Raw genomic sequence first — 25,891 nt, forward strand, 5'->3', positions numbered from 1 at the left:
TTTTCCTTATCCTAAAATTATATTTTTTTATATATATGAAATAATTTAATCTTTTGGTCTAATACTCTCTATATCTTCACCCTTTTTAGCTATACTGCTCATAAAGAAGAATTTCAAATGAGGATTTTCTGTTTCTGCTAAGTGATCAGGATCTCCTCCCTCAATAATCTGACCTTTATACAGCATTACAACTCTGTCTGACATTCTAAATACGCTAGTCATATCATGAGTAATAACTATACTAGTAACATTAAGAATAGACTGCATTTTTACTATTAAATCATCTATAACCCTAGACATAACAGGATCCAAACCTGTTGTAGGTTCATCATAAAGCAGTATTTCAGGGTCCATAGCTATGGCTCTAGCTAGTCCGACACGTTTTTTCATACCACCTGAAAGCTCTGAAGGCATTTTATGTTCTATATTAGGCATTCCGACCATTTCAAGAACTTCGGCTACTTTTGCCTTTATTCTTTCTTCAGGAATATCTTTCTTTATTCTTCTGAGTCCAAAACTTACATTTTCATATACATTTAATGAGTCAAATAAAGCTGCCCCTTGAAACACCATAGCAAACTTTTTTCTAACTTCTGTAAGTTCATTATCAGAAATTTTATTAATATCCTGTCCATCTACTATTATACTACCGCTGTCAGGCTGAAGCAATCCCATCAAATGTTTTATAAGTACGCTTTTACCGCATCCCGAATTACCTATAACAGATAGAGTTTCTCCTTTGTTAACTTTAAGATTAACCCCATTAAGAACCCTTTGAGCACCAAAACTCTTATACACATCTTTTAATTCTATAATATCACTCATATTATAAAGTTACCCTCAACATTTTTATTATATCATCTGTTTTAATAAAATAATTGCCCAAACTAGCTGGAATCAACACTGTTTTACCAGCATTAAGTTTAATAACGTTATCAGCAATATTTGATTCTATATAACCTTCTCCATCTAAAACCATCATTATTTCAAAACTTTCTCCATTAGTCTTTGAAGAATAAGATTCATTTATAATATATTCCTCAGCATTAAAATAATCATTAGAAAATACTGTATTAATTTCTAGTTTTTTATCTTTAAAAACATTTTTTTTATCAGATTTCAAATTAAAAGCATTAATATCTTTTATAACATTAAAAGAATCTTCTATATGAAGTTCTCTAGATTTACCATTTTTATCAACTCTATTCCAATCATAAAGCCTATAAGTTACATCACTAGGAGTCTGTATCTCGGCCATAACAACATTCCCTAATATAGAATGTATGCATCCACTAGGTATATAAAATGCATCTCCTTTTTTTATATCAAAATAATTGAACATATTTTCTATATTTTTACTATTATTCAAAGCATTTTTTAAATCTTCTTTTGAAATATTTTCTTTAAGACCAATGAGAAGTTTTGCATCGCCATAAGTTTCCATAACATACCACATTTCATTTTTACCATGTTTGTTATGTTTTTTACTTGCATATTCTTCATCTGGATGAACTTGTATTGATAATTTATCTTTTGCATCTATAAGTTTCAAAAACAAAGGAAAATAATCGTCTTTACACTTTGTACCCAAAAGTTCAGAAGCATATTCTTTCACCAAATATGATAAAGTTTTTCCTTTAAGCTCACCATTAGATACTATATTATTATCATTAGGCAAATCGCAAATTTCCCAGCTTTCACCTATAGTTTTATTTTTATCAAAAGGTTTCGAATATACTGAAACCAAAGAATTTCCGCCCCAAATGACTTCTTTTGCTATTTCATTAAATTCCAATAAATACATAGTATAATTATATAAGATAAAATAAATAATTCAATATACTATAATCCAAAATATTCTTTTATCTCGCTCTCCCCTATAATTTTTACTCCATTATTATAAAGCAAATCAGCACATATACCATTACCATTTATAACCATTTTACTAAAAGTTCCATCATATATTTTACCAAAACCGCAGGAAGGACTTCTCTCTTTTAATACCGCTAATTCTGTTTTATAAAGTTTTGCAAGTTTTAATACTTCATTAGCTCCATTAAGAAAATTTTCTGTTACATCTTCATTATCAATATTTATAACTCTGCCTTTAATAATTTCAGCAGGTTTTCTAGGAGTAGAAAGACCTCCGAGCTGTTCGGGGCATACTGGAATTAAGTTATAACCCATAGATATAACTTTTAGAAGCTCATCTGATTTATTATCATTGCCGTCATATCTGCATTTCAATCCTAATAAACAGGCACTGACCAACACATTCATAAATTCTCTCTCATAGTTTATCCTAATATTATATACTAAAAATAATTTTATTTGTATAGAAGATAAAAAATTATTTATTTATTTTAAAAATAAATTGCATTAATGCTTCATTAGCATATAAATCTTTTAATTTAATAAAAACTTCTATTGCTTTTTTATAATTAAGTAAACATTTTTTACTAGATATAGTAACATACAATTATTTAATTTATCAAACAAATTCATTTTATTTTCAAATTCTTCATATTCTTCATAGATATCTAATATACTTTTCATATACAGTCATTATATATAAAAATTAATAATATTGAGTTTATATATTTTACATCTTTATAAATTATATCAATTATAAAAATGAACAAGCAGAGTAAGAATTTATAAATAAAGAATTAACTTGACAATAGTATTATATTAAATTATAATCTACTAAATAAATTATTTTAAATTAAAGAGGATTTTATCTATGTCAAAAGAATCATATAAAGATAGAATGGAAAAAGCAGTTTCAAGTTTACAAAATGATTTAAAAGGTATAAGAACAGGAAGAGCTAATGCTTCTATATTGGACGGAGTAAAAGTAGAGGCTTATGGAAGCAGTATGCCATTAAAACAAGTAGGTAACGTTTCAACACCAGATTCAAGAACTATTATGATACAGCCATTCGATAAAGGTTTAGTTAGCGACATAGAAAAAGCTATATTAAAAGCTGATTTAGGTTTCAATCCTTTCAATGACGGCGGAAACATAAGAATAGTAGTACCAGAACTTACTAAAGAAAGAAGAGAAGAGTTAAAAAAAGGTGTTAGACATAGAGGTGAAGAAGCAAAAATTGCTGTAAGAAACATAAGAAGAGATGAAAATGATAAAATCAAAAAAGAATTAAAAGATAAAACTATCACTGAAGATGAATCAAAATCTCAAGAGAAAAAAATACAGAATGATACAGATTCATACATCAAAAAAATAGATGATATGATCACTGCAAAAGAAAAAGAATTAGATACTATATGATTACTGATGAGCCGAATATACCTGAACATGTAGCTATAATCATGGATGGCAATGGAAGATGGGCTAAATCTCATAATAAGAGCAGAAGTCTTGGGCATAGAGCTGGAAGCGAAAATGTCATTAATATAGTAGAAGCATGCTGTGAGCTTAATATAAAATATTTAACTTTGTATGCATTTTCAACAGAAAATTGGAAAAGACCTGAGGAAGAGAAAAAAGCATTATTTAAACTTTTAAAAGAATTCTATAAGAAAGAGATAAAAAGGCTTATTTCAAACAATATTTTAGTTAAACATATAGGTGATATTTCTGCATTTCCAAAAGATACTATAGAAACAATAGAAGAAACAGAAAAAGAAACTCTTGAAAAATGCAAAAATCCAATACTTACTGTTATTTTAGCTTTAAATTATGGTTTCAGAGATGAATTAAAGAATGCTTTAAAAAATATATGCTATGATGCTATAAATAACAAAATAGACATAGAAAGTATTGATGAAAACTTTATTCAAAATTACTTATATACAAAAGGAATACCAGATCCTGATTTTTTAATAAGAACTTCAGGTGAATATAGATTAAGTAATTTCTTAATGTATCAGGCATCATATAGTGAACTATATTTTACAGATATATTATGGCCGGATTTTTCTAAAGAAAATTTCAAAAAAGCTATAGAAGAATACTCAAATAGAAATAGAAGATATGGAGGTCTATAACAATTATGAAGAAAAGGCTTATATCTGTAGCTGTAACATTACCATTATTTCTCATAGTAATGTTTTATGATAAAGTTATATTTTTATTTCATATAGCAATATTGGCTATATCTATTTTAAGTGCCTCAGAAATATTTTATATGGCTAAGGTACATAGACAAAAGAATTTAAGAACTGTTGTAGCAACTATGATAGCTATGGTATTAGGATATATAATAACTATATGTGATGTAAATGTATTTAAAGGCGACTTCTCCAATCTTTATAAAATAGTAGAAACTAAACATCCTTCTATGGATTTATCATTGGTAATGGTTTTTGCTTTGATAGCTATACTATTTATCATTAATATGTTCAAAGTTCATGTATCAACATTTGAAGAAAAAGGAAGAGCTATATTAACTGCTGTTTTCTGCTTTATATATGTTGGTTTGGGAGTATGGCATATATCTCTTATGCGTTTTATGCCTAGCGGAAAATATTACATAGTATTTATTATGCTATGTGCTTGGTTCAGTGATACTGGAGGATATATTATAGGAAGGAAATTTGGTAAGCATAAATTATCAAACAGTGCTTCACCTAATAAAAGTTATGAAGGTTTAGTAGGAATGTTTATATTCACAATACCGCTTTCCATATTATATTATTTCTTATATTCAAATGGGTATCTAACTTGTTTATTAGGAAAGAATATACCTAACTTCTCTTTTCCGCAATTAATGTTATTAACTGTAATATTCACATTAACAGGTTTTTTAGGGGATATGGGTGAAAGTCTTATAAAAAGAATGTATGACACTAAAGATTCAAGTAAATTGTTTCCAGGACATGGCGGAGTATTCGATATATTTGACAGTGTAATACTTACTGCCCCAATATCATATTATGTATTTTTATTAATTCAGTAAAAATATTTTATATTGTTTTTTATACATTATCATTTCAATTATTAACTATTTTAAAAATATATTATTGTTTATGAAATATATTTATAAAAATTATAATAATTTTTATAAAATTAGTATATCTAACATAGCATAAATCTCATAATTAAAATTTATAAACTAATAAAATAATCAACAAATAAATTACTGCATTAATATGGAAATTTATTTGTTTGAGTTTTATGTAAAAAATGTATACCATTTTAAAAAATATATATAATAAGGGGTACCCTATGATAAAAAAGCTATTCATGTTATTCATCATTATTTCTATTACTATAATGTCATGTAATAACAATAAACAAACATCAACAACAGCTGCAAAATTACCAGCTATAGATGAAAATACAGAAACAGAAATCACTGTATGGGCTTGGAATGTTGCTGCTAAAGCATTAATGGAAACAGCAAAAGCATTTAATGCTAAATATCCAAAAATAAAAGTAAATGTTCAGGAATTTGGTTTGGCTCAGAATGTATACGAAAGATATGGAGTAATACTATCTTCCGGAAATGGGGTGCCTGATGTTATACAAATAGAAAGCGATTATATACAGACTTACGCTGAAACTTATCCTCAATACTTTTTAGATATGAAAGATTATATAACTATTGATGGTGTTGTAGATCCTTCTAAAATAGCATCAAGTTATGACAGTACTGGAAAATTAGTATCTATACCTTGGGATTCAGGTCCTGTTGTTATGTTCTATAGAGTAGATTTATTTAAAGAAGCTGGAATTGATCCTAATACTATAGTAACTTTTGATGATTATATTGCTGCTGGAAAAAAACTTCAGGAAAAATTCCCTAATGTATATATGACTGGTCTTCCTTTCACTCAAGATGAAAATTTGTACAGAGCATTATTAATAGCTAATAAATCATATTATTTAAATGATAAAGGTGAAATAACAGTTGCATCTCAAAAAGCAATAGAAACTCTTCAAATGATAAAAAGACTTATAGATGAAGGTGTTGCTAAAAATGTTGTTAACTGGGATGGTTCTATAGTAGCCAATAAAAACGGAGAAGTTGCTTCTTATATAATAGGCGGCTGGTGGGGCGGTACTATAAAAGACCAAATGCCTGAAATGAAAGGTAAATGGGGAATTATGCCTATACCTGCTCTTAATCAAGATGCTGCTAGAGCTTCTTCATCTGGTGGTGCTGGATTATCTATAACTGCTACTGATCCTATTAAACAAGCTGCTGCTTTAGAATTCGTAAAAGAAAGTTTAATGAATGTAGATAATCAGCTTATGATGTATGAAAAATTCAGTTTATTCCCTTCTTATTTACCTGCTTATGATGATTCTAGATTCTTAAAAGCTGATGACTATTTCGGAGATAATTTCAATAAAATATTAGCAGATGTAACAAAACAAATACCTAATGTTATATACAATTCTGATGATTTTGCTGAAGTTAGAAACACAGTTGTAAGTGCATATGAAGATGTTTTGAATAATAATAAAGATATTGCTTCTACATTGAATGATGCTGCAAATCAAATAAGCAGTGCTACTGGAAGAGCAATAGCCAAATAAATAAACTTATTTTTTTGAAGGTGTCTTATGATATTATCATTAGGCACCTCATTTTTTATATTGATTTTTTACATATAAATTACCATACAATCTATAAAATTTACTATTGTAGGTATCATCAATAATATAAAATCATAAATAATCATATAAGAAGAATATCAAAGAAAATAAGTTTTTAATTAAGAGTATATTATTTTTAGGATATATTATGACAATAAAAAAAATATTACACCTTGGATATTTCTGGCACCAGCTTTATTTTTTATAGCTGTATTCAGTATATATCCGCTATTTGAAACAATAGTGTTAAGTTTTATGAAACAAAATAGAGGGGTTCTTACATTTGCCGGTATAGAAAATTATAAAAGACTCTTCACAGATCAGTACTTTTTTATATCTCTAAAAAACTCACTAATCTATTTAATAATACAAGTACCAATAATGACTATATTATCTATACTTCTAGCTATAATACTGCATAGAGGAATTACAAAATTAAAAAGTATGTATAGAACGGCATTCTTTGTACCTTTTATAGTAGAATCTGTAGCTTATAGTTTAATATTTGTATTATTGTTTCAGGAGAGAGGTGTTGTTAATTTTTTATTTTCTATATTCAATATAGGTCCTATAATGTGGCTTACACAAACTTGGCCTGCAAGAATAGTAATAATGCTAATCATAACATGGAGATGGACTGGATATAATATGGTAATAATATTAGCAGGACTACAAACTATACCTGAAGATTATTATGAAGCTTCTAGAATAGACGGAGCTAATGCATTTCAGCAATTTTTCTATATAACTATACCAATGCTTAAACCTGTTATACTATTTTCAACTATATTATCAACAATAGGAACTCTAAATTTATTCACAGAGGCATACCTATTAACAAATGGAGGCCCTAATAATTCTACAATAACTTTAGGATTATACATATACAGACAAGCATTTCAATCTCTCAACTTAACCTATGCTGCAACAATATCTGTAGCAATACTTGTGATAGTAGGAGTTCTTTCAAGATTGCAAATGAAATTTGGGGGAAATAACAAATGAATAAAAATAAACAGCAAAAAATAACTAGAATAATATTATATATAGTTCTCACAATAGCTATGATAGCTTGTATATATCCTTTAATATTTATGTTTATAGCGGCAACTAGAGAATCAGGAGATATATTTTTATTTCCGCCTCCTATAACTTTTGGAAGCAAATTTCTTGAAAATTTGAAAAATCTTCAGGAAAGAATTCCAATATGGCATGCTTTATTCAATTCATTAAAAATAGCTATAATATATACTGTGATTAATTTGTTGGTATGTTCTATGGCAGCCTATGCTATATCTAAATTTAATTTTAAAGGTAAGAATATAGTGTTTGTTATTATAATGCTTACTATGATGCTTCCTGCACATGCTAAATTAGTACCATTATATAGAATGATGACAACTTTAAATATACAAAATACTCATTTGGCAATAATACTTCCTGATATAGCAGGAGCTTTCGGAATATTCTTGATGAGACAGAATTTCCATAGTGTACCTGATACATTAATAGAAGCTGCTAGAATAGATGGAGCTAATGAATGGACTATATTCTTAAAAATAGTTATGCCTTTAATGATTCCAGCTTTAACTGCTTTAGGAATATATATGTTTGTTGCTGAATGGACTAATTTTACTTGGCCTTTAATAATATTAAATAGCCCTGAAAAATTTACTTTGCCTGTAGCATTATCACAATTAAAATCTGATACAAGAATAGATTACGGACAGATTATGGTTGGTGCTATATTCGCTGTAGTTCCTATAATGGCAGTATTTTTAACTTTACAAAAATACTTTATATCCGGATTAACAGGCGGTTCTGTAAAAGAATAAAAATAATATATAATAAAAAGGATTTAACATTTAATTGTTAAATCCTTTTTTATTACTTATATTAATAAATATCAAGCACTATAAACTATATCTCCGTCAACTATAGTTTTTAATACTTTAATATCTTTTATTTCTTTAGGATCAATTTCAAATATATCTCTATCTAAAACTACAAAATCAGCCAATTTATCTTCTTCAATACTGCCTTTAATATTATCTTCAGAAGACATATAAGCACTTCCCATAGTATACAAATAAACTGCCTCTTTAACTGTAAGTTTTTCCTGAGGCATCCAGCCATTTTCAGGCCAGCCATTTAAATCCTCTCTATTAACAGCACAATGTATACCTTCCATTACACTAATACCGTCTACAGGACCTGAAGAACCGAATCCAATATGAACTCCCATATCTTTAGCTGTTTTATAAGCATAACAAGTAGAAGCTTTTTCTTTACCTACCCTATCTTCAACTATATGCATGTCATAGTGAAGGAATATAGGCTGATAATATATACCAACATTTAATTCTTTCATTCTTTCAAATAATTGTTTATCTGTTATTTGAGCATATACTAATCCGTTTCTTCTATATTTGAAATCTTTTGTATTTTTTATTTTTTCTATAGAATTTAATGCCATATCTACAGCACCATCTCCTGTAGCCTGTATAGCTAAAGAATAATCCAAACTATTAGCATAAGAAACTAATTCATCAAGAGCTTCCTGACTATATTGAGAAACGCCCTTGAAACCTTTAGCATCATTATAATCCTCTCTTAATAATGCAGTTCTTGAACCTATACCACCGTCTATAACAAGTTTTATACGAGCTACTTTAAATCTCTCATCATTAATATATTGATAATAGTAATAATCTCTGAAATCATCTATATCTTTTTTATTGATAAATTGTGCCTGTTCGCATACTCTTATTTTTAATTTTTTCTCTCTATTTAATTTTTGATAAGCATCTATAATTTTTCTATAATCGAAATCTGGCAAACTTCTTAAATCATCTGTTTGAACAGAAGTTATACCCATTTTGAAGAATGCTTCCTGAGTATCTAATATTATTGATTTAAGAGTATCTATTTCCAATGATTTGATTTTAGACAATATCAATATCATATCTTTAGAACTTATAAGTCCGTTTTCAAAATCTATACTATCAGATTTCATATCTTCCGTAATACCGCATATTTCAAGAGCTTTACTATTTGCAACTATCATCTCTCCGCAGCATCTTCTAAAGGCAACAGGATATTCATTTGATATATTATCCAAATCATTTTTTGTAAGCATTCTTTTTTCTTCAAAATAATCCTGATTCCAGCCCCAGCCTATAACCCATCCTTCATATTTTTGGGCATTTTGTGCTAAATCCAATACTTCTTTTATTGACATACATTTACTTAAATCAAGCATTGTATTAAAACGGGCATATTCAACAAAATTAACACAGCTATCATTAAATCCAGGAACAACTGTTTTTCCTTCTAAATCTATTATATCTTCAGCATTTGGAAATTTTTTTGCTACTTCTTCATTAGTTCCGGCAAAAGCTATTCTTCCATTTTCAACTGCTACAGATTCATAAATATTATCATTTTTGTCCATAGAATAAATTTTAGCATTCTTAAAAATCCTCATTTATATCCTCCATTAAATTTTATAACATAGCTTTTATATTATCTATCTCTTCATTAACTAAAAGCCATTCATTTTCTGTTTCCTCTATTAGTTTTTTAACTTCCAAAAGCCTTTTACTTTTTTCATCATCATAATTTGCAGATGTTTCAAAAAATTTTAATATTTCAGCTTCTTCTTTTTTATAATCTTCTATTTGTTTTTCATGTTTTTTGAGCAAAGACTCACATCTTGAAAGTCTGTTTCTAATCTTTTTTCTCTCTTCATAATTATTGCTGTTCTTATCATCATTGCTGCTGCTTTCTTTACTATTATTCTTATTTTGATACTCTAATTCTTTTTCTTCTTCCTCTAAAGCATCAAGTCTTACCCTATAAACATAAGCCTCATAATCACCTGAATAAAGAGAAAGTTTTTTATCTTTAACTTCTATAATAGTATCAGCAAGCAAACTAGCAAAAGTTCTATCATGCGAAGTGAAAAATATTGTTCCGCCATAATCTCTCAAAGAATTAGCAAGTGCCTCAACAGTTTCAAAGTCCAAATGGTTTGTAGGCTCGTCCAATATAAGAACATCAGCACATTGAGTAATAGCAGCAAGAAGTGAAAGCCTTGCCATCTCTCCTCCGCTTAATACTTTTACATCTTTATTAACATCATCGCCTGAAAATAAGAAACTTCCTAAAAGTGTTAAAAGTTCTTGAGTCAATAGTCCCTGCTTAGCATTCTTCTTTAAATAAGATAATACAGTATCATTAGAAGTTATATTTTTGTAAGTATCCTCACCAAAATACGCTATCTTTATGCCATAAGAATAATTATAAGTACCTGATACAGGATTGAGTCTTCCAGCTATAGTTCTTAAAAATGTAGTTTTACCTTCACCATTTTGCCCAAGAACCGCTACCCTGCTTCCTCTTGCTATTTCTATTCTTCCGCTTTTAGCAACTACTTTATCGCCATATCCAACTGCTAAATCATCGGATATAAGAGCAAAACCTTTCTTTTCAGGAACCTCTGGAAGTTTTATTCTTACATTCTTTGATGGGTGATTAATTTCTATAGTTTTTAATTTTTCTATTTGTTTTATACGAGATTGAACCGCTTTTGCTTTAGTAGCTTTATATCTGAATCTCTCTACAAATCTCTCTAAATGAGCCTTTCTCTCCTCTATATTCTTATTATATTTTTTTATTGTATATTCTTTTTCTTCTTTGTATTCAAAATAATCTTCTATATTTCCCGGAAAATATGTTATTTTTGAATTTTCCATTTCAATAGTTTTTTCACATGTTGTTTTTAAGAATTCCCTATCATGCGAAACTATCAAAAAACCTCCATTATAATCGGTTAAAAAATTTTCTAAATCGATTAATGTATTTAAATCCAAAAAGTTTGAAGGTTCGTCTAATATTAAAAAATTAGGCTCATAAAGCATCATCTCTGAAAGTTTAACTCTCATTCTATATCCGCTAGATAAACTTCCTAGATTATTATTAACTTTTATATGATCTATTCCAAATCGACTTGCTATTTTAGAACATTTCCAAGATTCTTTTCCTGTAACTCTTGTAAGATAATCTATTACCTTCTCATTATCATCGAAATCACCCTGCTGGCGAAGATATCCTACTCTTACATCATCTGAAAATATTACTTCTCCGTCATCAGCCTCTTCAAGTCCCATAAGAATCTTCAAAAGTGTTGTTTTGCCTGCTCCGTTTCTTCCAATCATTCCTATTTTAGATTTTTCTTCTATAAGAAGATTGACATTATCAAGCAGTACTTTATGAACAAATCTTTTTGATATATTAACTATATTTATAATACTTTTAGCCATATTTCATTTTTAACTTAAATATTTTTATTTTTATTAAGCATTAATTCTATAATAATTTTAAAAAATATTCAAATATAAAAATGAAATAATTATATTAAATTACAAGATTATTCTTTTAAATTTTCGCTAAGTTTATACACCAAACTTTTGAAATATTTTCCTCTCTCTTCATAGTTTTTAAACATATCAAAACTAGTACATCCAGGTGATAATAGAACAGTATCTCCGTTTATTGCTATAGACGAAGCATAGTTAAAAGCATCTGTCAAATCTCTTACTATAATTTTATTATCAAAATGAAGCATATCTGAAAGGACATTTGCTGCCTCTCCCATAAGTATAAGTTTTTTTACTCTTGCATTTACTATACTATTTAAAGGAGTGAAATCTATATTTTTATTTCTTCCGCCCATTATAAGGATTATATCTTTATCAAAAGATTTTAAAGCACTCATTACAGAATTCATTGATGTAGCTTTTGAATCATTTATATATTTAACTCCATTAATTTCAGAAACTAATTCAACTCTATGTTCTATACCTTTGAAATTATTTACAACTTTCTCTATATTATCTGCAGGTATTCCATCTTTTAAACATATCAAAACTGCTGCCAATATGTTGGCTATATTATGTTTACCTATTAATTTTCTGTTTGCTATAGAAAATAATTTTTCATTCTCATAATATATATACTCATCTTCTTCATTATAGTATATTGTAGCAAATTTACTTTTTAAAGAGAATGTAAGCAGCTTACTCTTAGAATTACCATTAAGCTCATTATACCAAATATTAGTGTATATATTATCATAATTAAGTACTAGAAAATCATTTTTATTTTGATTGATAATTATATTCTTTTTTGTATTGAAATAATCTTCTATATCTCTATATCTGTCAAGATGATCTTCTGCAATATTCAATATAGCAGCTATATGAGCATGAAATTTTTCAACTGTTTCTAATTGAAAACTTGAAAGCTCTAATATGATATCTTCATCAGGCTCTATAGTTTCAATCTCTTTAGAAAAAGTATTTCCAACATTTCCAAGAAGTCTTGCCTTTTTATAAGACTTTATTATTTCATGAATCAATGTAACTGTAGTGGTTTTTCCGTCTGTTCCGGTTACTGCAATATAATTTCTATTAGGAATAAAATTGTATGCAAATTCAATTTCTCCTATAATCTTTATATTTCTTCTTTTAGCTTCTTCAACTATAGGTATAGTATGCGGAATGCCTGGTGAAATTATTATCAAAGTGATATTATCCAAAATAGATATATCCTGATTACCGAAAAATAATTTGATATCTTTATCTTTTAATGCTTCTATACTATCTTTAAGTTGTTCTTCTGTTTTACTATCACTTAAAGCATATTTGATATTAACATTAAAAGTTCTGTTAATATCATATAGAGTATTAGCTATACTTACTCCGCTTCTTAAAGTAGCACCCAAAATTAATATATTCTGCTTTTTCAATACTTTTATATAAGTTTTATTTAAATCTAAAATCATTTTAACACCAATTAAAAAATTATTTTTTATAAAAACTAATTATAACAGAATAATGATAAATTTAAATGATTTATTTTTATAATTTTTTATTGAAAGATAAAAATTAATGTCTATATAACAAAATTATTTATATCGATCTCTTTTATGATATCGTCTTCAATATAGTATATACCTAAACAACTATATTTTCTTTTTTATATATGGGGCTTTGCCCCATACCCCACTTCTTTTGTTGCCACAAAGAAGCAAAAAGGCTATATTTATGGTCTAAATTTAGGTTATATTCTATATTTAATAAGTATATATTTAATATAAAGTTCTAACAATTGCGTTTTTTGCAACTTTTTTGTGCGGCAAAAAAGTTGATAATAATTACATAATCTGTAGTAGTCGGCAAAATGAAATCGTTTCAGTATATACTAAAAATTTTTAAGTTTATCAATTTGTTTATTGTTCTTTTTCCCGCCGCACGCCTACCTAAAGGTACTCCCTTCGGTCGCAGGCGGACTTCGTCAAAGAACCTATATCCTCGATAAACTCGGATACGCTTCGCGAAAGTGCAAGTATAAAATTAATATTAAATCATACTAAAATTGTATTACTTGTAAAAGAATTTATTAAATTAAAGCACAAATGTAGCACTTCGCCTGTGGCATACCTAAAGGTATTTTCTTCGGTCGCAAAAGAAGTGGAGTTGCCGAAGGCACGCAAATCCCTGCAAATATTTAAAATTAAAAAAATTATTTTTTATAAAAACTAATTATAATAGAATAATGATAAATTTAAATGATTTATTTTTTATAATTTTTTATTGAAACATAAAAATTAATGTCTATATAATAAAATTATTTACATCAATCTCTTTTATAGTATCATTTTCAATATAATATATAATACCAAAAACATCATTAAAAAAACAATTATTATTTTTTATGGTGATGATATTTTTTATACTTTCATCTTTTATATTATAACTTTTAATATTTATGGAATATTTATTGAAATCAAATGCAATTAAATTATCCTTATAAAAATATAGCTTTCCATGAACTTCATTATTTTCATCTAAACTAAATAAATTAATATTAATACTATTATAGCTTTCTAAATATCTATACTCATTATTATCGCTATCATCTATTTTTATATCATCTATATTGTAGAATCTTAATTGATTATAAATAAAATCTTCATCATTAAAATTCGTATTATCACAAGCCAAAACAAATCTTTTATTATCTATAAAAGCAAGAGGTCTGTCCCAATTATAACCGCTTATATATTCATTAACAACATCCACTTGACATTTCTCATATTCTTTCAAAAACTCCTCAATGTTAAAACAGCTTATACAGTCCACAGGATTCCATACCCAGCCATTACAAAGAAAATGTTTATAATCTTTTGATACCAATAAATTACTGTGAAAATAATCTATACCAAATTTTTCTTCATCTCTGTTTATATCTGTTATCATCTCTTTAGTTTTTAAATTCATTATATTAAGAGTATTCCATTTAGTTTGAGTGATAAGATGTATTTCATTATTAATAATACAAAATTCATTAGAATAGCTTGATACTTCAGAATGATAATCTTCTCTTTTTAAATAAATTACTTCTAATGTTTCTATATTTACAACAGCGGAATTTAATCCTTTCTCCTCAGTTATGCATATATAAGGATACATTAATTTTAAAACTGTAACTTCTTCTTTGGAATTTATATTTTCTATTTTTATTAAATCTTTATACGAATTATATTTTTTATTATACTTTATTAATTTAGAATCATCAGTAAATAAAAAATATTCTTCTAAGTTTTTATAATTTAAAACAGTATTCTCTATCATAGCGTTTATCATAAAATAAAAATGAAAAATATCAATAAGAATCTACACAGCCCGCCCACCCGCCCCTATTTTTTTATTAGATAAGCATTTATTTATATGCTTCTATATGTATAGTAGGCTCTATACTCAACTTTTCTCTTATGGCATTTTCAAATAATGTAGCCTTTGAATGAGCATCAAAGACAGTCATATCTTTAGGGAAACGCATATGGAAAGTTATTTCGCTATGATCTCCATAAGTATGTATATGAAAATGATGAAGATTTAAATCAGTATTATCTATATTCATTTCTTCAGCTATTTTTTTAATACTCTCTATAGTTTCTTTAGAAGGGTATTCTCCTATCAAAGGTTTTACACTGGATTTAATAACATCGAAAGCTGCATAAAATATTACAAGTGAAACCAATATACTTAATACACTGTCTAACCACCAAAAACTTTTACCAAATAAAATACCAACTAATATAATTATAGAAGTAACACTGTCGCTTCTATGATGCCAAGCATCAGCATAGAGTGATTTTGAACCGGATTTTCTATATCCCCAAAAAGAATACTGTGCTAATAATTCCTTTACAAGTATTGAAACCACCATAGCAATTATAGCCATAGTTGTAAATGAAGCTGATTTTTTATTCATAATGTTTTGAATAGCTTCAGAGAAAAAACTATATCCTATAAATACAAGCATTATTCCAACTATAAAACTTGTTATAAGCTCTATTCTTCCATGTCCGAAAGGATGTTCTTCGTCTGGAGGTCTTTTTGAAAATATTCCGCCTATTATGACTATTATACTGCTTATACAATCGCTTAATGAATGCCAAGCATCAGCCATAATAGAAAGAGAACCTGTAAGCAAACCTACAGCATATTTAAAAGCAAATAATAATATATTGATGATTACAGATACTATACCCTCTATTATCATATATTTAGATTTCTTCTCATTACTCATGTTCATTTTATAACCCCAAATTAATTTTAAGCATTGTATTAAAGATAATCAATTTAATATAAAATGTCAATTATTCAAATATAAATTGTTGTTTACAGATTCGAATCTTTTAACTTTAATTAAAATAATATAACTAATATAAGAATCCTCAAAATCAAATTAATGTCTTGATAAAAGTTAAATTTTTTGTTAATATTTTATAGATTATTAATTTAAGAAAATAAAATATTTATAATAAGAAAGGAGAATAAAATATGTCAAATATAGCATTTCTATTTCCAGGTCAAGGTTCTCAATGTGCCGGTATGGGAAAATCTTTATATGATAATGTTGCTGAATCTAAAGCAATATTCGATAAGGCAGCTAATATTTTAGATGATGTTGATATCAAAGCATTATGTTTTGAAGGAAGCGAAGACGATCTTAAAAAAACAGAAAATACTCAGCCTGCTTTAGTTACAGTAGGTATGGCTGTTTATGAGGCTTTAAAAGCTAAAGGTGTTAAAGGAAATTTATTTGCAGGTCATAGTTTGGGTGAGATTACTGCACTTTCAGCTGCAGGATATATATCATTTGAAGATGCTGTAAAAATTGCTAGAACTAGAGGTTTATTAATGGCTAAGGCTGGTGCTGATGCCCCTTATGGTATGGCTGCTGTTATGGGATTAGATTATGATGCAGTTTCTAAATGTATGCCTGAAAATAAAGAAGTTGTTGCTGCTAATTACAATTTAAAAGATCAAATAGTTATATCAGGATTACTTAGTGCAATAGAAGCAGTTACTCCTAAACTTCAGGAAGCTGGTGCTAAAAGAGTACTTCCTTTAAAAGTATCTGGAGCTTTTCACTCTCCATTTATGAAACCTGCTGCTGATAGCTTGAAAGAATTCTTAGAAAAAATTGAATTACATAACAATGATAATAAAGTATTATCAAATGTTACAGCTGAAGTTCATGATTTCAATTCTATAAAAGAAAATTTATATAAACAAATGTTCTCAACTGTAAGATGGTATGATAGTATGCTTAATATGCAAAAACAAGGCATTACAAAAATATTTGAATGCGGACCTGGAAAAGTTTTAGTTGGAATGACTAAAAAAATCACTCCTGACATAACAGCATTACCTGTATTTGATATTGATTCTTTAAATGCTGCTATTCAATAATATAATTAATTAAAAATAAAAAAGACAAGATTTATTTTATTAAATATTTCTTGTCTTTTATTTTTCAAAAAATAATGCAATAAAAAAGGACATATAAAATTAATTATATGTCCTAATATTCTATATGGTTAATAGATTATAGTTTACCAACTAGATCAATTCCTGGTTTTAAAGTTTTAGCACCTGGTTTCCATTTAGCAGGACAAACTTCACCGCCATGTTCAGCTACATACTGAGCAGCTTGAACTTTACGAACTAATTCATTAGCATCTCTACCAATTCCCATATCATGTACTTCATAAGCTTTAATCAAACCTTCTGGGTTTACGATAAAGCTACCGCGTAAATCTTGTCCAACTTCTTCTACAAATACTTCAAAGAATCTTCCTAATACTCCTGTTGGATCTCCAAGCATAGTATATTTAAGATTAGCTATAGTTTTTGTAGCATCAGCCCAAGCTTTATGTACGAAATGTGTATCAGCAGATACAGAATATACTTCACAGTTAATTTTCTTTAATTCTTCATAAACTGAACCTAAATCTTCTAATTCTGTAGGACATACAAATGTAAAGTCTGCTGGATAGAAGAAAAATACACTCCATTTTCCTAAAACATCTTTAGTTTCAACTGTTTTGAATTCACCATTCTGATAAGCTTCAACCTTGAAATCTATTAGTTTCTTATTGATTAAACTCATATTATAACTCCTTTTATTTATTGTTTGTATACTCTAACAATACATCAAATAATAGTTTTTGTCAAGTAAAAAAATATCTATATTAGTAAAAATTACTAAAAAATATCACTTTTTCATAATTTTTATTTATACAAAAATAAAAGTATTATTTATAATTTTTAGTTTTAAGCTGCAAAATGACGTTATCTGTAAAAATTTTTATATATTCAAAATTCGTAGCAATATTCAATCTTATAAAACCTTTATAATCTTTAGAAAACCATTCTCCAAAATCAACAGCTATTTTACAGTCATCTTGTATAAACTCTTTTACCCTATCAGGATTAACAACTTTTCTTAAATCTATAAAAGGCAAATATGTACCCTCCAAAGGACTTATTATTATATCAGGTACCTTTTCATTTAATTCATTTTTAATATAATCATAATTTCTTTTTATAGTTTTTAATAATCCGTCAAGCCAATCTGCTCCATATTTATAAGCAGCCTCCGCAGCAACCATACCAAGCAAGCTCAATTCAGTCCTACTTATAGTATTAACATAGTCATTGTATATCTTTCTAGTATCTTCATTAGGTATAATAATATGTGAATTCAAAAGACATGCTAAATTAAAAGTTTTTGATGCAGAAGTTACTACTATTAATTTATCCATATACTTATCTTTATTTTTTATGGAAAGTGCAGATATAAAAGGACGAATTCCCAAATTTATATCCTGATGTATCTCATCTGAAATGATATAAACATTATGCTTTTTGCATATATCAAAAGTTTTATCTATCTCTTCATCAGTCCATACTCTTCCTACAGGATTATGAGGATTACAGAATATCATCATTTTAACATTGTTTTTTACAATATCATTTTCTAATCTATCAAAATCTATAGAAAAAATACCATTATCATTATTCAATACGCATTCAATTAAGTTCCTGCCATTATCTTTAACAGCATTATAAAAAGGATAATATACAGGAGTAAGTATAATAATTGAATCATTCTTTTGGGTAAAAGCATTAACAAGCCAATATATAGAAGTTACAACACCTATAGAAAAACTTATCCATTCTTTTTTTAAATCTATATTGTATCTGCTTTTCTGCCAATTAAAAAAAGCCTCAAAATAACTATCCCATAAAACAGTATATCCGAAAACTCCATGAATAACTCTTTTATTTATAGCCTCTATTACTTCATTGGGTGCTTTGAACTCCATATCGGCAACCCACATAGGAAGCAGTCCATCTGTATTGAATCTTTTATCTTTTTTTGTTTCCCACTTTTCTGAATTTGTACCTTCTCTGCTAACCAAATATTCATCGTTAAATTGTTCTATTGTCATAAAATAATCCTAAATAAAAAATAAATATATTTAAAAATAACATTAATTTTAATTTTTAAAAATTATATAAAAATAGGCCGCATATAAAAATACACAGCCTATAAAAATTTATTTATAATAATAATTTATTGTTTCACATTTCCTGAAGCATTATTATTTTTGCTCATTGAATCCATACCGGATATACTATAACGCATTTCAGTATCAGCCATAACATTCTTCATATTATAATAATCTAATACGCCGATATTTCCTTTTTTAAGTGCCTCAGCAATTGCAAGAGGTAATTGAGATTCAGCTTCAACAACTTTAGCTTTCATCTCTTCAACCTGAGCACGCATTTCCTGTTCTCTGGCTATAGCCATAACTCTTCTCTCTTCAGCTTTAGCCTGAGCAATTTTTTTATCAGCTTCAGCTTGGTCAATCTGTAAAAAAGCACCAATATTGCTTCCAACATCAACATCAGCTATATCAATAGAAAGTATCTCAAAAGCAGTACCAGAATCCAAACCCTTAGCAAGAACCACTTGAGAGATTCTATCTGGATTTTCCAAAACTTCTTTATGTGAAGCCGCACTACCTATAGTAGTAACGATACCCTCTCCTACTCTAGCAATTATAGTTTCTTCTCCGGCACCTCCAACAAGTCTGTTAATATTAGTTCTAACAGTAACTCTTGCAGTAGCCTTCACCTGTATACCGTCTTTAGCAACAGCAGCGATTAAAGGTGTAGCTATAACTCTAGGAGAAACAGAAGTTCTTATAGCATCAACTAAATCCCTTCCGGCTAAATCTATAGCAGCAGCACGCTCAAAACTTAAATCCAAAGAAGCCTTATCAGCAGCAATCAAAGCATCAGCAACAGCTGTAGGGTTTCCGCCAGCCAAATAATGTGCTTCAAGCTCATTGCTTCCTATTTTTAAACCTGCTTTCCATAACTTTATCTGATTTAATACTATAAGTGAAGGATTAACTCTCCTCAAACGCATAGTAATCAATGTTATCATATTTATTCTTACACCAGAAAATAAAGCTGTAACCCATAAACCTATTGGGAAGAAACGTAAGAAAATAATGATAAATATTAATATTATAACAATACCAATAAACATTGGAATAACAGGTATATAACCATAATCAAACATAAAAACCTCCTAAATATAATTAATTATGTACATAAGTTCCTATAGACTCGCCTAAAAGAGCTTTTGTAATGTTTCCATTTGTATGCATATTAAATACTCTTATAGGCATATTATTATCATTAGCCATAGCAAAAGCGGTCATATCCATAACTCTTAAATTCTGATTAATAGCTTCTTTAAAAGTTACTTCATTATACATTTTTGCATCTTGATTCTTTTTAGGGTCTTTATCATAAACCCCATCAACATTAGTGCCTTTTAATACTATAGAAGCACCAATCTCTAAAGCTCTAAGTATTGCTGTACTATCAGTTGTGAAATAAGGATTAGAAGTACCTCCGGCTATTATCAAAACATTTCCTCTTTCTAATATACGAATTGCTTTATCCCTTTCAAAACCTTCTATCATACCTTCAATATTAAAAGCAGAAAGTATTTGAGTAGGAGTGCCGGCTGCCATAAATCTATCTTTCAAAGCTATAGCATTCATAATAGTGGCAAGCATACCCATAGAATCTGCAGTGGCTCTTACCATACCTGTTTTATCAGATAACTGCATACCTCTGAAAATATTTCCTCCGCCTACAACAACAGCTATTTCTGTATCACTTCCAGCCTCTTTCATCTCTAATGCTATTCTATCAACAACATTATTATCTATACCATATTCTTTTTGACCAAGTAAAGCCTCGCCTGATATTTTGAGCAATACTCTTTTTTTCATTATTGACCTCTTTTTAAAGTTAATTTTTTGAATTATACTATTTTTTTATATATAATCAAGATTTAATATTCATATCATTAAATAAAATATTTTTATATATTAAAAATCTAAAAATTTTTTTAAAGCATTATTAGTGAGTCTGTAAACTCTGGCATCCTTAACCATTTCGGCTCCGGTTGATAAATAAAAATCTATACTCGATTTATTCCAATCCAAACATTGCCATTCAAGTCTTCCGCAATTCCTGCTAAGAGCTATTTTGGCAACTTCTTCAAATAGTTTCTTACCGTATCCAAAGCCTCTGTATTTTTCATTAACATATAAATCATCTAAATAAAGCCCATGCCTTCCCACAAAAGTAGAAAAAGTTTCAAAAAATACAGCATGCCCCACTGGAACATCATCTTCAAAAGCAATGACAACCTCAGCCTTTTTCTTTTCAAAAATATTTTCTTTTAAACTTTCCTCTGTAAGATTGAGTTCATGCTCCAAGCTCTCATAAACAGCAAGCTCTTTTATGAATCTCATTATAGTTGGTATATCTTCAACAGATGCAAATCTAATACTAAATTTTTTATCACTCATCTATACAAACCTTTAAATTTTATAATAATTATTCTTTAACAAATCATTCTTCAGCAAATCTTCTTAAAACTTTATGGCTTAATCTGTAAGAATTCCAATCTGACATCTCAATTGCATTGAGTGATAAATAAAAATCTATACTAGACTTATTCCAATCTAAACACTGCCAATCCAATCTCTCGCATCCTCTTTCAACAGCAATCTTTGCCACCTCTTTTAAAAGTTTTTTACCATATCCTAATCCTCTATAATCAGGATTAATATATAAATCTTCTAAATATATCCCCGCCTTTCCTAAGAATGTAGAAAAATTATGAAAGAATAATGCATATCCTATTTCTATACTATTTTCTGAAGCTATTAAAACCTCGCATTTCTTCTTTTCAAATATCCACTCTTTAAGTATCTCCTCAGTTGCAGTAACTTCATGCTCTAATTTTTCATAACGGGCAAGCTCTTTTATAAATTTCAGTATTAAAGCACAATCTTCTACAGAGGCAAATCTAATATCAAATTTCTTATCACTCATTTACAAGCCTTTTATATTATTTTAAATTATTAGGATTCAAGCATTTAAGACTATCAATAACAAATAATCCGTCTTTTCTTATCAATTTATCATCAAAATAAATTTCTCCGCCGCCGTATTTTTTAGTCTGTATACATACCAAATCCCAATGTATTTTAGAGCTGTTTCCATTACTAGCATCATCATAGCAAGCACCCGGAGTAAAATGGAAACTTCCCATAATTTTTTCATCAAATAATATATCTTTCATAGGTTCTGTAATATATGGATTAACTCCTATAGCAAACTCTCCTATATATCTAGCACCAGCATCACTATCTAATATTTTATTTATTCTGTTTGTATCATTACAAGTGGCATTTATTATCTTTCCATTTTTGAACTCGAATTTAATATTCTCATAAGTAAATCCGTCGCTGTATAAGGAAGGTGTATTATAAGATAAAACACCATTAACAGAATTTTTCACAGGAGCAGTATATACTTCTCCGTCAGGTATATTGAGTTCACCGGCACATTTTATAGCAGGTATATCTTTAATAGAGAAAGTCAAATCAGTATCCTTTCCAACTATTCTCACTTTATCAGTTTTATTCATAAGTTTTACTAAATTATCCATAGCCTTAGACATTTTAGAATAATCCAAATTACAAACTTTAAAATAAAAATCTTCAAATTCATCTGTACTCATAGAAGCCTGCTGAGCCATAGCTGGTGTAGGATAATTCATAACAACCCATTTAGTATTTTTTACTCTCTCTTTCATATGAACAGGGTCAAGATAAAACTTTTCATATATAGCATGATTTTCCATTTTTACAGAAGAACTTTCTGAACTATTTAATCCGCCCCATATACCAACATAAGCATCCATTTCTTTCATAAGCATTAAATCGGATTTAGCCCAAATTTTCATCTGCTCTTCATTACATTGTTTTAATAATTCTCTAAGTATATGAGGATCATGATTCCAAACAAAAGGACTTGCACCTACTTTATAAACTTCTTTAATAATGGCATTTACTAAATTTCTTTCTTCTCCCTCGCCATAGCATTTTATAAGTATTTTTTCACCTTTTTTTAATTTGCATGAATAAGTAACTATATTTTTAGCTAATTTTTCTATTCTAGAATCTTTCATAAAATGTTTCCTTAATAATTTTAGATTAATTAATTTTACATAATAAAAAATAATAATCAATATATAAATTATAAAACACTATAGAAAAAATATTATTTAGATGTATAATTTATAAAAAATAAATTTGGATTATAAAATGAAAAATAATATATTGTCTATAATATTTATAATTATATTTAGTTCTTTATTGTACGGGCAAAATAATGCAAAAGATGTTGAAGGATTTTGGGCTATGCCTGAAAAACCTAAAGGCAGAATGAAAATCGCAAAAATAATAGTTATTGATAATAAAGTATATGCATATGGTATAGCATTGCATGATGATGTAAAAAGTACATTAGATATACATAATCCTAACAAATCACTAAGAGATAAAGATTTGAAAGGATTAATATTCATATACGATATAGAGTTCAAAGACGGTGAGTGGCAAACAGGAAGAATATATCATACAGATCAGGGAAGCACATACTATGCCAAAATAAGTTTATCAGATGACAAGAAAACATTATTCCTAAAAGCATCATTAGATAAAAGAGGCATAGTAGGAGCTACCGTAGAATGGAAAAGACTCTCAAAAGAAGAATCTAATAAATATTCAGATATTCCTGTAAATAAATTAAGAACAATAGAAGGTAAAGGAATATAAATATTAATTAGTTTCTTCTATAATTTCAGCCTTACTAAAATTATATATACCGAATATATCATAAATAACATTTGTTAATTTTGAATTTTGCATTACAGTTCCGGCATAATAATATATTGGAATAATAGCCATATCATTCATAGCAATACTTTCAGCTTCATGCATATACTTGCTTCTATCTGAATCATTTTCAGCAATGGAAGCATTTAACAAAGCCTTATCAAATTCAGGATTACTATATCTGCCCTCATTCAATACATATCCTGTTTTTACTAAAGATAAAAATGCAGCAGGACTATTATATCCGCCAATCCAACCCTGTCTAGCCATATCAAAATTTCCATCTCTTCTAGTTTGTAAAAGAACAGCCCATTCTTCCTGCCTTATCACCATATTTATATTTAATGCTTCTTTTAACATAGCCTGTATGCTTTCAGCAATAGTGATATGAAAGCCCGGATTACTTATAAATTCAAATACTGGAAAATTTTCTCCATTAGGATAACCAGCATCAGCAAGCAAAGCTCTAGCCTCTTCTACATTTTTTTGATAATCCTCGCTTTTTGTAGAAAAATATCCATCTCTTTTATTTCTGAAATCATTTGTACTGTCAACATCTTTTATATTATAAGGAACAATAGCAGCAGCAGGTTTTTCTCCGCCTTTCATAATATTATTAACTATATATTCCCTATCTATAGCTAAAGAAATAGCCTTTCTCACTCTAACATCATTAAAAGGTTCTTTTCTATTATCAACTTCATAAAAATAAAGAGATATATTAGGTACTGGTCTTGCAATACCATCTTTCAAAAGTTTTTCCCTGTCATTTATAGGCGTATTATGATAAAAATATATTTCTTCATTTATTATGGCTGACATTGCTGTATTATCATTATCTATAAACTCAAAATTAATAATATCAGGTTTTATCTCTTTATAATTCCAATAGTCCGTATTCTTACGTACAACTAATCTTGAATTATGATCCCAACGTACAATTTGAAAAGCTCCGTTTCCAACCATAGTATTAACATCTAAAGTCCAACCATCTTCATTTTTACTTACTATATCCTCTCTCAATGGTGTATAAGCAGTATGAGCTACCATCTCTGCAAAGTAAGGAACAGGATATTCTAATTCTACATACAAAGTTTTATCATCTAATGCTTTAACTCCTAATGTTTCTTTATCTTTTTTACCCATCATTATATCGCTTGCATTTTTTATAACATCTAAAAGTATTGAATATGAAGCCCCATTTTTAGGATCAACTATACGCTTCCAAGCATATGCAAAATCATTAGCTTTTAAATCCATTCCGTCAGACCATTTTGCATTACTTCTAATATTAAAAATATATATTGTATTGTTATTAGATGAAGTCCAGCTTTCAGCAGCACCGGGTATTATATTATTATTTTCATCTCTTATAGTGAGATTCTCAAATAAATGCGTTGTATATATCATAGCATCTACTGCAGAATTGATAGTAGGATCTATAGTTTGAGGTTCGGGTCCAACAGACACTGTTAATTCATTCAAAATATTTTTCGGCTCTTTATGGCATGATAAAATAAAAACAGCATAAAATAAACAAAATAATTTAATTAATATATTCTTTTTCATAAAATAATACTTCCTAATATGATATTAATGTTTTATAGTATCGAAAT

24 protein-coding genes are annotated in these 25,891 nt (G+C 28.1%); 8 read left to right on the top strand and 16 right to left on the bottom strand.

Going from position 1 to position 25,891, the window contains the following annotated elements; genetic code table 11:
- Positions 1-45: 45 nt before the first annotated feature.
- Genes BINT_RS08345 through BINT_RS08355 form a run of 3 tightly spaced genes read right to left on the bottom strand, consistent with a single transcriptional unit; the run spans position 46 to position 2,280 of the window.
- Positions 46-825: an ABC transporter ATP-binding protein gene (locus BINT_RS08345; RefSeq protein WP_014488135.1), complete on the bottom strand. Its 780-nt coding sequence runs from the start codon at positions 823-825 to the stop codon at positions 46-48.
- Position 826: 1 nt separating this feature from the next.
- Positions 827-1,804, bottom strand: coding sequence for a type I phosphomannose isomerase catalytic subunit (locus BINT_RS08350; RefSeq protein ID WP_014488136.1), 978 nt, complete (start codon positions 1,802-1,804; stop codon positions 827-829).
- 38 nt (positions 1,805-1,842) lie between these two features.
- The gene (locus BINT_RS08355) at positions 1,843-2,280 is read right to left on the bottom strand and encodes a DUF523 domain-containing protein (RefSeq protein WP_041177356.1); all 438 of its coding nucleotides are present in this window, start codon (positions 2,278-2,280) and stop codon (positions 1,843-1,845) included.
- Between the two features lie 463 nt (positions 2,281-2,743).
- Between BINT_RS08355 and frr the strand changes: the two genes are divergently transcribed.
- From frr to BINT_RS08385, 6 genes are all read left to right on the top strand, one after another.
- Positions 2,744-3,292, top strand: a complete 549-nt coding sequence (frr, locus tag BINT_RS08360) for a ribosome recycling factor (RefSeq protein WP_014488139.1) — start codon at positions 2,744-2,746, stop codon at positions 3,290-3,292.
- A complete protein-coding gene (locus BINT_RS08365) occupies positions 3,289-4,011 on the top strand; it encodes an isoprenyl transferase (RefSeq protein WP_014488140.1) in 723 nt (240 codons plus the stop codon). The genes frr and BINT_RS08365 overlap by 4 nt, the downstream gene beginning before the upstream one ends.
- Positions 4,012-4,016: 5 nt before the next feature.
- On the top strand, positions 4,017-4,922 hold the full coding sequence (locus tag BINT_RS08370) for a phosphatidate cytidylyltransferase (protein WP_014488141.1): 906 nt from the start codon (positions 4,017-4,019) through the stop codon (positions 4,920-4,922).
- A gap of 269 nt (positions 4,923-5,191) precedes the next feature.
- Positions 5,192-6,508, top strand: coding sequence for an ABC transporter substrate-binding protein (locus BINT_RS08375; protein WP_041177357.1), 1,317 nt, complete (start codon positions 5,192-5,194; stop codon positions 6,506-6,508).
- A 315-nt stretch (positions 6,509-6,823) separates the two neighbouring features.
- On the top strand, positions 6,824-7,573 hold the full coding sequence (locus tag BINT_RS08380; RefSeq protein WP_014488143.1) for a carbohydrate ABC transporter permease: 750 nt from the start codon (positions 6,824-6,826) through the stop codon (positions 7,571-7,573).
- Positions 7,570-8,403 carry a carbohydrate ABC transporter permease gene (locus BINT_RS08385; RefSeq protein WP_014488144.1) on the top strand — a complete coding sequence of 278 codons (834 nt, stop codon included), beginning with the start codon at positions 7,570-7,572 and terminating at the stop codon, positions 8,401-8,403. The genes BINT_RS08380 and BINT_RS08385 overlap by 4 nt, the downstream gene beginning before the upstream one ends.
- Positions 8,404-8,474: 71 nt before the next feature.
- On the opposite strand, the gene BINT_RS08390 is transcribed toward BINT_RS08385, so the two are convergent.
- The 5 genes from BINT_RS08390 to BINT_RS08410 form a co-directional block, all read right to left on the bottom strand.
- A complete protein-coding gene (locus BINT_RS08390; RefSeq protein WP_041177359.1) occupies positions 8,475-10,055 on the bottom strand; it encodes an amidohydrolase in 1,581 nt (526 codons plus the stop codon).
- Positions 10,056-10,074: 19 nt separating this feature from the next.
- Complete coding sequence (locus tag BINT_RS08395; protein ID WP_014488146.1) at positions 10,075-11,892, bottom strand: ABC-F family ATP-binding cassette domain-containing protein; 1,818 nt, start codon at positions 11,890-11,892, stop codon at positions 10,075-10,077.
- 107 nt (positions 11,893-11,999) lie between these two features.
- Positions 12,000-13,415 (bottom strand): UDP-N-acetylmuramoyl-L-alanine--D-glutamate ligase, encoded by a 1,416-nt coding sequence (gene murD, locus BINT_RS08400; RefSeq protein ID WP_014488147.1) that lies wholly within the window; start codon positions 13,413-13,415, stop codon positions 12,000-12,002.
- A gap of 832 nt (positions 13,416-14,247) precedes the next feature.
- The gene (locus tag BINT_RS08405; protein ID WP_014488148.1) at positions 14,248-15,267 is read right to left on the bottom strand and encodes a hypothetical protein; all 1,020 of its coding nucleotides are present in this window, start codon (positions 15,265-15,267) and stop codon (positions 14,248-14,250) included.
- Positions 15,268-15,355: 88 nt separating this feature from the next.
- On the bottom strand, positions 15,356-16,234 hold the full coding sequence (locus tag BINT_RS08410; protein ID WP_041177360.1) for a cation diffusion facilitator family transporter: 879 nt from the start codon (positions 16,232-16,234) through the stop codon (positions 15,356-15,358).
- Between the two features lie 248 nt (positions 16,235-16,482).
- On the opposite strand from BINT_RS08410, the gene fabD reads away from it, so the two are divergent.
- The gene (gene fabD / locus BINT_RS08415) at positions 16,483-17,397 is read left to right on the top strand and encodes an ACP S-malonyltransferase (RefSeq protein WP_012669742.1); all 915 of its coding nucleotides are present in this window, start codon (positions 16,483-16,485) and stop codon (positions 17,395-17,397) included.
- 136 nt (positions 17,398-17,533) lie between these two features.
- On the opposite strand, the gene ahpC is transcribed toward fabD, so the two are convergent.
- From ahpC to BINT_RS08450, 7 genes are all read right to left on the bottom strand, one after another.
- Positions 17,534-18,097 carry an alkyl hydroperoxide reductase subunit C gene (gene ahpC, locus BINT_RS08420; protein ID WP_014488150.1) on the bottom strand — a complete coding sequence of 188 codons (564 nt, stop codon included), beginning with the start codon at positions 18,095-18,097 and terminating at the stop codon, positions 17,534-17,536.
- 145 nt (positions 18,098-18,242) lie between these two features.
- Positions 18,243-19,442, bottom strand: a complete 1,200-nt coding sequence (locus BINT_RS08425) for a MalY/PatB family protein (RefSeq protein WP_014488151.1) — start codon at positions 19,440-19,442, stop codon at positions 18,243-18,245.
- A gap of 125 nt (positions 19,443-19,567) precedes the next feature.
- Positions 19,568-20,587 (bottom strand): flotillin-like protein FloA, encoded by a 1,020-nt coding sequence (gene floA, locus BINT_RS08430; RefSeq protein ID WP_014488152.1) that lies wholly within the window; start codon positions 20,585-20,587, stop codon positions 19,568-19,570.
- Between the two features lie 19 nt (positions 20,588-20,606).
- A complete protein-coding gene (gene pyrH / locus BINT_RS08435; protein WP_014488153.1) occupies positions 20,607-21,311 on the bottom strand; it encodes a UMP kinase in 705 nt (234 codons plus the stop codon).
- Between the two features lie 99 nt (positions 21,312-21,410).
- The gene (locus BINT_RS08440) at positions 21,411-21,896 is read right to left on the bottom strand and encodes a GNAT family N-acetyltransferase (protein WP_014488154.1); all 486 of its coding nucleotides are present in this window, start codon (positions 21,894-21,896) and stop codon (positions 21,411-21,413) included.
- Between the two features lie 43 nt (positions 21,897-21,939).
- Positions 21,940-22,425 (bottom strand): GNAT family N-acetyltransferase, encoded by a 486-nt coding sequence (locus BINT_RS08445; protein WP_014488155.1) that lies wholly within the window; start codon positions 22,423-22,425, stop codon positions 21,940-21,942.
- A gap of 16 nt (positions 22,426-22,441) precedes the next feature.
- Entirely contained in the window at positions 22,442-23,566 is a 1,125-nt protein-coding gene (locus BINT_RS08450; RefSeq protein ID WP_014488156.1) for an aminopeptidase, read from the bottom strand.
- Between the two features lie 136 nt (positions 23,567-23,702).
- Between BINT_RS08450 and BINT_RS08455 the strand changes: the two genes are divergently transcribed.
- Positions 23,703-24,215: a DUF2147 domain-containing protein gene (locus BINT_RS08455; protein ID WP_041177361.1), complete on the top strand. Its 513-nt coding sequence runs from the start codon at positions 23,703-23,705 to the stop codon at positions 24,213-24,215.
- Between the two features lie 3 nt (positions 24,216-24,218).
- Here BINT_RS08455 and BINT_RS08460 read toward each other — a convergent pair whose 3' ends face one another.
- Positions 24,219-25,844 carry a peptide ABC transporter substrate-binding protein gene (locus tag BINT_RS08460; protein ID WP_014488158.1) on the bottom strand — a complete coding sequence of 542 codons (1,626 nt, stop codon included), beginning with the start codon at positions 25,842-25,844 and terminating at the stop codon, positions 24,219-24,221.
- Positions 25,845-25,891 lie beyond the last annotated feature (47 nt).

This window comes from Brachyspira intermedia PWS/A (genome assembly GCF_000223215.1).
GTDB lineage: Bacteria > Spirochaetota > Brachyspiria > Brachyspirales > Brachyspiraceae > Brachyspira > Brachyspira intermedia.